Origin of the sequence: uncultured Shewanella sp. (assembly GCF_947495455.1) — a bacterium.
Classification (GTDB): Bacteria; Pseudomonadota; Gammaproteobacteria; order Enterobacterales; family Shewanellaceae; genus Shewanella.
On record NZ_CANLZC010000156.1, the window covers coordinates 1 to 8,539 of the forward strand.

The 8,539-nt window shown below is 38.1% G+C and carries 8 protein-coding genes; 5 read left to right on the plus strand and 3 right to left on the minus strand.

Annotated elements, in window-relative coordinates:
* The first annotated feature begins 606 nt into the window (after nucleotides 1–606).
* Nucleotides 607–1,407, plus strand: a complete 801-nt coding sequence (locus Q0791_RS23570) for a putative porin (RefSeq protein ID WP_299011706.1) — start codon at nucleotides 607–609, stop codon at nucleotides 1,405–1,407.
* 343 nt (nucleotides 1,408–1,750) lie between these two features.
* The gene (locus tag Q0791_RS23575; protein WP_299011707.1) at nucleotides 1,751–2,629 is read left to right on the plus strand and encodes a hypothetical protein; all 879 of its coding nucleotides are present in this window, start codon (nucleotides 1,751–1,753) and stop codon (nucleotides 2,627–2,629) included.
* Nucleotides 2,630–2,692: 63 nt separating this feature from the next.
* On the opposite strand, the gene Q0791_RS23580 is transcribed toward Q0791_RS23575, so the two are convergent.
* Nucleotides 2,693–3,289 carry a tRNA-uridine aminocarboxypropyltransferase gene (locus Q0791_RS23580; protein WP_299011708.1) on the minus strand — a complete coding sequence of 199 codons (597 nt, stop codon included), beginning with the start codon at nucleotides 3,287–3,289 and terminating at the stop codon, nucleotides 2,693–2,695.
* A 203-nt stretch (nucleotides 3,290–3,492) separates the two neighbouring features.
* Here Q0791_RS23580 and Q0791_RS23585 point away from each other — a divergent pair, with 203 nt between their 5' ends.
* Complete coding sequence (locus Q0791_RS23585; protein ID WP_299011709.1) at nucleotides 3,493–4,431, plus strand: hypothetical protein; 939 nt, start codon at nucleotides 3,493–3,495, stop codon at nucleotides 4,429–4,431.
* 72 nt (nucleotides 4,432–4,503) lie between these two features.
* Here the strand turns inward: Q0791_RS23585 and Q0791_RS23590 are convergent, their stop codons facing one another.
* On the minus strand, nucleotides 4,504–5,709 hold the full coding sequence (locus Q0791_RS23590; RefSeq protein ID WP_299011710.1) for a multidrug effflux MFS transporter: 1,206 nt from the start codon (nucleotides 5,707–5,709) through the stop codon (nucleotides 4,504–4,506).
* Nucleotides 5,710–5,818: 109 nt separating this feature from the next.
* On the opposite strand from Q0791_RS23590, the gene Q0791_RS23595 reads away from it, so the two are divergent.
* Nucleotides 5,819–6,796, plus strand: coding sequence for a LysR family transcriptional regulator (locus Q0791_RS23595; RefSeq protein ID WP_299011711.1), 978 nt, complete (start codon nucleotides 5,819–5,821; stop codon nucleotides 6,794–6,796).
* 172 nt (nucleotides 6,797–6,968) lie between these two features.
* Complete coding sequence (locus Q0791_RS23600) at nucleotides 6,969–7,280, plus strand: hypothetical protein (RefSeq protein WP_299011712.1); 312 nt, start codon at nucleotides 6,969–6,971, stop codon at nucleotides 7,278–7,280.
* A 328-nt stretch (nucleotides 7,281–7,608) separates the two neighbouring features.
* Here the strand turns inward: Q0791_RS23600 and Q0791_RS23605 are convergent, their stop codons facing one another.
* Nucleotides 7,609–8,346: a hypothetical protein gene (locus Q0791_RS23605; RefSeq protein ID WP_299011713.1), complete on the minus strand. Its 738-nt coding sequence runs from the start codon at nucleotides 8,344–8,346 to the stop codon at nucleotides 7,609–7,611.
* Nucleotides 8,347–8,539 lie beyond the last annotated feature (193 nt).

The following is an 8,539-nucleotide window of genomic DNA, read 5'->3' on the forward strand; positions in this document are numbered from 1 at the left end:
ATGCCATGAAAGTTCCCAAATAAAATCAACTTCCTGGGAATCACCTGTGAGTAAAAAAACTGGGGATTCATCAGTACTCGGCATATTTCATCAATACGAGTATGATTTATCTATATGCAGTTCCTTAACACTCACCGAGTCATTATTCAACTTAACAAGCTTTTTTAGCCTTGATTACTTGTATATTTAATATGAAAGACTCCGCTTATTTAAAAATAACTTCATTCTTTATAGTGTGATATAAAAACTGAAATTTATTTTATTATTTTTTAGAACAAGACTCATTATGTTAAATAAAAACACTTCGACCTTAACAAATAGAAAATAATAATTCTACTTTCATCCTTTTAAATATAGTAAGCACACATCAGTCAGATTATTATATTTTGATTAAGTTTTATTCTAATTCTATTTTTTATAATAAAAGGGATTGTTTTTTATTTTTAACACCTGTATATTTCACCTCGCTAGGAGCAACAGTGTCCGTTGATATTAACTAAGGCACTTATAATAACTTATGGATGAGTTGACTTTAGTCTAATATAAAACCTCATCACTTCTCATTTTTGTTCCTAGCTTTATTATAATTACAGGGACAATGAATAAATGAACAAATCTACAATCGCAGCCGCTCTTTTATTAAGCTTAACCAGTGCATCAGCATTTGCGGCAAATGATAATAACTATCATCATGAAGCTCAATTAGAGTTTAACAGCACAAGTGAGAACTTCTCTGACGGTAACTGGGATCTAAACTACCGTTATTACACTGAGTCTGTTGATCAAAAAACCGTACCTTATGCATTGAGTGGTTTTTTAGCACAAAGCTCTAATATTGGCGGCCATTTTGGTTTTAATAATGACGAAACAGATTTCCGCAACTATGGTTTCGATGGCGAGTATGTGTTTGATTCTAAGTGGTTTATCAATGGTAAGCTGAATCGAGCCGATCAAGATTCAGCAGATCAAATGACATATGGTATTGGTGGTGGTTACTACTTCAATAATACATCGAAAGTCTATGCAAACTACCAACGTTTAGATGTGGAACATCATGGTGAAAACACCGATGTTTATACTTTTGGTGTTAAAGGTTATTTACCAATTCCTGTTACTGAAGGTATTTTACTGGGCACAGAGTTAAACGGCTATCATTATTCTACCAAAGGTAAAACATCGACTAATGACTTTAGCATGTATGCCGATTGGTACATTACTCGCGCATGGTCTTTCGGTGCTAATTATAAAATTGAAGATAAAAGTGGCAGCGATGACGGTTACAGCATTAACACGGCTTATTTCTGGCGTCTAACGGATTCGATTTCAGCCTTTGCTAAAGTCGCCAAACAGTTTGAGCCGCATCAACAAGGCTTAACTGGCACATTGGCTATCAATGGCCGCTTCTAATATTTATTAAGCTAGACATAAAGTCATCATCTTAAATTAAATAGTATTGATGATTCATTAATGTGAATGCTGATATCAATAATAATCAGCATTCATTTTTATATAAACAAAGCCTAATTAATTGAGCTTACTTTATATAACCCTATTCTCACTTGCATCTTTAATAATATTTCGCTTATAGTACCCATGCTAGGAGCTAAGGGCTAAAAGTTAACGACTCATCCCTCTCAAAAAATGAATGAATATAGACTTATGGATAAGCTGAGCTTTCTCTTTTTACCTCCTCAAATAATGTCTAACGATTTTGTCTCCTAGCCTTATTTTAATTACAGGGACAAGATTAATGAATAAAATCACATTTGCTGGCTTTTTCTTATTGAGTGCTGTCAGCCATATAAGCCATGCAGTTCAAGACAAGCCTTATCATCATGAATCTCAAATTGACTATATTTCTTCCAGTGAAGACTTCTCAAATGGTAAATGGGCGCTGCAATACCGCTATTTTCAAGAGGCCGTCAATCAAGAAACTGTGCCTTATGCGTTAAGTGGCTTTTTAGCGCAAACCTCCAACATTGGTGGACAATATGTCGGTTTTGGCGATGATGATACTCGATATGACATCGATGGCACCTATGTTTTTGACTCGAAATGGTTTATTGGTTTAGGTTATCAAAAAACCGATATCAATGATGCGAGTCATCTAGCGCTAATTAACCGTTACAATACTCTTGGCACAGATTCAAAAACTTACGCTATTACTGGCGGTTATTACTTAAACAAAAGCACTGAGATTTATTTAGCCTACCAGTATAATGATGGTGAGCAAAGCAGTACCGCATACCATACCGACATGACAGGTCACTATTATCGCTTAGGCTTGAGAACCTTAGTCCCTATGACAGTCACTGAAGGTATCTATATTGATGCCAGTTACCAATATGCAGATACTGAATTACAATATAGTGGTGCCTATACGGGGAAAACCACTCAAAACAGCAATAACTTTAATCTAACAGCCGACTGGTATTTTACCCCTTCTTGGTCTGTTGGCGGTTACTATCATACTGATGATAGTAACAGTGACAACGATGACTATGGTATCGGAACGGCTTATTTTTTACGTCTAAATGATGTCTTGTCCGCCCGCATTAATGTCGTTAAGCAATTCGAACCCGACTTAGATGGTGTTTACGGTAATCTCAGTGTAAATGCCAGATTCTAATTCTGTTATCTCTTTTTCCCGTGCAGCTTATATTGCGCGGGAGCACGAGAAAATAGACTCTCATCATTTTTCATAGCGCTCTCTAGCCACTTTCGGCATAAACTCAAGCTGCTTTTCCACCATAGCATTGAGGGCATGATATAAAGGAGCCACATCCAATTGACTATCAATGGTCTTTAGACTAAGTGCCACAGCCTCAAGGGTGGATACACTGTCAACACGTGGAGCTTTACGTATTTTATACTGGGAAGGCGTATTCAAATTCAAATGCAATGCAGGATATTGCTCAAGCCAAGGGTTCAATGCCATCATTTTATAGGCTTTACGCCAAGTACCATCTAAGAAGATTAAAATAGCGTCCTTAACAGGTTTAACCTCATCCATACTTCTGCTTTCTTTTGTTGGGTATATGACATATATGGCTTTTTTACTCTGTATCAAATAATCCCTTAATGTTGAAAAATCATTCGGTGTTTCCCCCACGAAGATATTCACTTCAGGGATAACTAATGCAAGTAGTTTCACTGTGCTCTTAGCATGTTTCACTTCACTCGGATCTTGTAAAACAATTACTTCATTCGTAATATTCAGCTGAGTTATACTTCCACAAAGACACGCTATCTTTGGATATTGGCACTTCAAACATTTCTCACGTGGCACAGGTTTATTCTCTTTATTCAATAATCGATGTAGCGCAATAAAAATCTCAATTTTGATATTGGCGAGTTTTACACTTCTAGTCTATATTCACAATGCTGGGAGCGTAGGTAAGAGTTAACTAACTCAATGCCAAAATAAATTTATGGATTAAGTTGTACCCTTAATAATACTCGCCTCCTAGTCTCATCAAAAGGGAGATGATTATGAAACGTACAACCGCTACTGCTATCTTACTTAGCTTAACAGGATCTGCCGCAATTGCAGCAGATGACAATCATTATAAGCATGAACTTCAAGCCTATTATTCTTCATCTAGTGAGAATTTTTCAGACGGGCGATACGGTCTGAGCCACCGAAGCTACTTTGGTGGTGACGGTGTAGACCAAAGCTCAGTTCCCTACGCCTTAAGTGGTGAACTGGCTCAAAAAACCAATTTCGGAATGCATTTTGCTGGGTTTAATGGCAACGGCAAAGATTACCATGTCGATGTTGAATATGTTTTTCACTCTAAAGTTTTTATTGCCGCAAAATATTATAACACTGAGCTAAAAGACTATGAGGTTGATGGCTATTTCAGTCTAGGTGACTATGATGACTTTTACGGTATGAATATCGATAGAAATTTTACCATAGAAGATTATAAGTCAGATGGATATATTGGTGCTATCGGTTATTACTTTGACCCGAGCTCATCGATTTATTTCGATTATCGCCGAGGTAACTTAAAAAATTATCGTACTATTTCATTACTGGACTTTGAATGGAAAACAACCAGTAATAATTATGGTGTAGGCGCAAACAGTTTCGTCGATTTTGTCCATACAGCAGGACTCTATATGGAAGCGAAATACACTTATACCTCTTACAAACAAAAGCGAACAGACTACTACTTAAGCTATACGGATTCCATTAATAGTCTTGATTTAGAACTGGCTTGGTATCTGACACAATCTTTTTCCATCGGGGGACAATATCATACCGACGATAATGACTATGATGACAACGATAATGACTATAATGTCACCGCAGCCTACTTTTGGCGCATGACTGATTTATTTTCAGCACGATTTGAAGTCACTAAACAACTTGAACCTGATTTAGATGGCGCCTATGGTCGAATCAGTTTTGATGCAAGATTTTAAAAAGCGTCATTATTAAAATAGATCAAGCGGCCAGCTTCAATGCTGGCCGCTGTAATACCAATCTAGGTATAATTATTCATTCAATATTTTTTGCTCATGCCAATGAGACAAACTTTTGGTTTTCATTATACCCAGCGAAATACTGGATAACACCAACATCACTACACCCACAGCATGTGGTGCATCCAAATTGGTTTGTTGCACTAAACCCGCCAATAAAGAAGCGCCGCTCATCTGTATAAAACCTAATATTGCGGTTGCTGTGCCCGCTCTTTCTCCAAATACAGATAAAGCCATACTTGTCGCAGGCCCCAAAAGCAAGGCAAAACCAATACATAATAAAAGAATAGGCAACATAAAGCTGAGCGCCGCTTCAAAACCTGTGTTAGGCCCCCATTCTTTCAAAATCAATTCCAAACTGCCCGCAATAAACAAACATACTAAAGCGCAAATAACAGTACCACGATTACCTAGCCGTTTCATCACTACAGGGGCGGCAAAACAAGCCATAATATTAATCACTGCATTGAGGGCAAATAGGCCACTAAAGGTGAGTTCGGACAGCCCTAAATGCTCAATAATCCATACAGGTGCATATGAGACATAACTTAAAATAGAGGTCATGCCTACCATACAAATAAAAGCATAAAACAAAAAATGAGGCTCTAATAACACAGGTTTATAGCGCGCCCAACGATACAATGGTCCTTCAGATATCGTCTGTGCAGGCCTGGTTTCGGGTAAACGATAACCCACAAAAACAATCACCAATATCGCATATAGCATCATAAAGACAAAGGTTGACCGCCAACCAAATTGTAATGCCAACATTCCCCCTAAAGTGGGCGCTAATGCAGGTATGATACAAATCATACCGTTTAAATAACTGTAATAATGGGCCCCTTCTTTAGAAGAGAAGCTATCTCTTACCGCACTGAACACGACAATAGATGTTGCACATGCCGCTAATCCTTGTAGCACTCTTGCAATTTGTAACCAATGAAAATCCACTGCGGTTGCAGCCAACAAACTGCTACCGCAATAAAGTAAGATCCCCGCTAACGCAATAGGGCGCCGACCATAGCGATCCGCTAATGGGCCGATTAATAACTGACCCGTTCCCATTGCAAAAAGAAACAACACCAAAGTTGATTGAATTTCACTGGCCGACACCCCAAACTCCATTGCCATGTTTGGCATTGAGGGTAAATAAATATCGATAGCGAGTGGACTTAATACCACCATAGACATTAATATCGGTAATAAATTACGGCGCATGCTGAAGTTAACCCTCTTTGATTAGGTAATAAAACAAGCATTTTACTCAATACATGTTATGAATAGAAATGATATGATTTACTAACTATATTTCCTTTTAGGAATATCTATGAATTTAGATAACTTAGCGCGAGTCGATTTAAATTTACTCGTCATTTTACAAATATTAATAGAAGAGCAAAGTGTTACACGAGCAGCCAATCGACTGCACTTAAGCCAATCATCCTTAAGCAAAAGCTTAAACCGATTAAGAGAAGCCTTAGGTGATCCTCTCTTTATTCGCAGCGCTCATGGTTTAAAGCCCACTGCACATACCTTATATTTATCCAAAAAGCTGCCTCCATTACTGCAACAAATACACCAACTGACACAAGCACCACAATTTGTGCCAACATCCAGTGAGCGGCACTTTTCATTTGCTATGGTTGAAAGTGCTTACGACACACTTATCCCTTACTTTATTGGTCCTTTACTCAATCAAGCACCAAAGCTAAAACTAGAGTCCTATATCTGGACAGAAAAATCCATGCAAGCGATTCAACAAGGTCAAATCGATTTCGGTATTTCAGGAAGAGATTTACATCCAAAATCTAACTTGCAAATCCAACAACTGCCAGAAGGCATTGCTCACCAAACATTATTCACCGATCACCAAATTTGCCTAGTTAGAAAAAACCATCCCATATTAAATTTAGTTCAATCAGGACAATGGGATCTTAACCAATACCTCAATATGCAACATGTACAAGTCCGCTGTGAAGGCAATGAATGGTGGATGCTCGATTATCATTTAGCGGATCTAGGCTTACGACGAAAACTCAGTACAACAGTATCAGACTTTTATGGTGCAGCCAGCGTCTGTGCTCATACCGATCTTATTTTTACACTGCCAAGCAGCTTTGCTTGTCATGCTAAGAAGCTCTACCCATTGGTGGAACTCCCCCTTCCGCTTACTTTTGCCTCTATGGCATATGTTCTGCTTTGGCATACCAGTAATTCTGAAGAACCGGGGCATTTATGGATAAAAGACACGATTTGTAAAAGTATTTCAAAAATTAGGCAACCTGATGACTTAAATCTCACCTGAATAACCCAACTAGATCACTATGAAGCATTGCATTTTACGTATATGATAAGTTATTAAGTTTATTTAACGTGATCTTAGGCGCCATAAGGTACAACATATAGACTGGCATTGGTGTCAGCGCCCTAAACATAATCGCGCCAGTAACCAATTATCAATTTATTTTGGAGTCATTATGATTTACAGCCAATTTCAACAAGCCCAATTACGAAATAGATTATCGGGTGCTCGTGGCTGGGCTTCCTTTGCAATAGGTATTTTATTTCTTGCTCTGATCCTCATCGCTCTTCCCTTTATCTTATTACTTGGAGCGATAAGCTTTGTCACTTTAGCCGTATTTGGACGTGTTTTTCTAAAACGTCAACTGGCTCGTTTTCGCCAACAACAAGCCAAAGATATTAATCAACAGGCACAAGACATTCATGCATCACCCTCACACACTTCCTCTCAAGGACGTACATTTGAACATGATCCAAATGAAAAATAATCATTAACCCTTTATCCCATCTTTGATTATTGCCCATTTATCAGCACCAGCTCAGTAGGTTGACTTCGACTGAGCTGGGGTGAACTTCATTCACCGTCATGAGCTCTCATAAACTGTCATAAGTTAACGCTTTATTCCATCATTGATTATTGCTCATTTATCAGCAAATTCAGCAAATGAGTTTCAACTGCGCTAGGTAAGCTTCATTCACCGCCATGAACTGTCATACATTGTCATGAGTTATCGCTTTATTTCATCATTGACTATTGCTCAACTATCAACAGAGCAGCGAATTCAGCAAATTAGTTTCAACTGAACTGGGTAAGCTTCATTCATCGTCATGATGAATATTTTGACTCTCATCGGTTTGCTCTCTTGACACCATGTATAAACGAAATAGCGCCACATTAATGAATAAACCAAGGAAAGCCACCACAACGTCCATCAAGTATTGCGCCGGTAAACCTAGACTTTCCACTAACTTTGCCAGTCCTCCACCGAGTATTAATAAAGGAATATAAAGGCTGGCTATCATCATGGTTTTATAAACAATAGGGCCGCTAAAAGCAAAACTGCGCTTAATCGCTTCCATGGGGGTTAACCTTTCCACGACAACCATAAAATTGACAAAGGCTAAACGAGAAAACACATAAAAACTTGCTGCTAAGCCAATCACTCCAAGAACAGGGGATATAGCAGCTAAAATGAAAAAAGGCCCCAATATCGCTAAACCCGAAAACACCCCTGCAAGCAATAAACCTGGCACAAAACTTAAGCTAGTTTTCAGTATTAAGCCATTGCTAGGTTTATGACCTAATGAGCGTAACTCTAAAAATAATGTCAATGCCGCAATTAACAAAGAAAAAAGCAATAATAAGACCATCATCACTATCATGTGACTCGCATTAAATTGCGGATTTTGTTCATCAGCAGATGTAATCTCTAAGCCTAACCACGTCTGCAATCCAACTTGGATCAACAAAATAGGAATAGTGAGTGTTGCTAGCTGGCTGATATTATTTCTAAAAAAATTCAACGCTTGGTTTAAAATTGCAGACAATGGCATGTGTCTTTCCAATAAATAATGTAGATAAAACAAATTAGTGCTAAGGATACCCAAGTTTTAACCTGAATGCACAATACAAAGATTAAAATTCTAGGGCCTGTTGTTCTTTGGTGGTCAAATTATGTCCGAGATAAACGTGTTTTAATCGCGACGGGAGGGATGACGCCTAGTGATCTAAGCCCTCTTTCTTTAA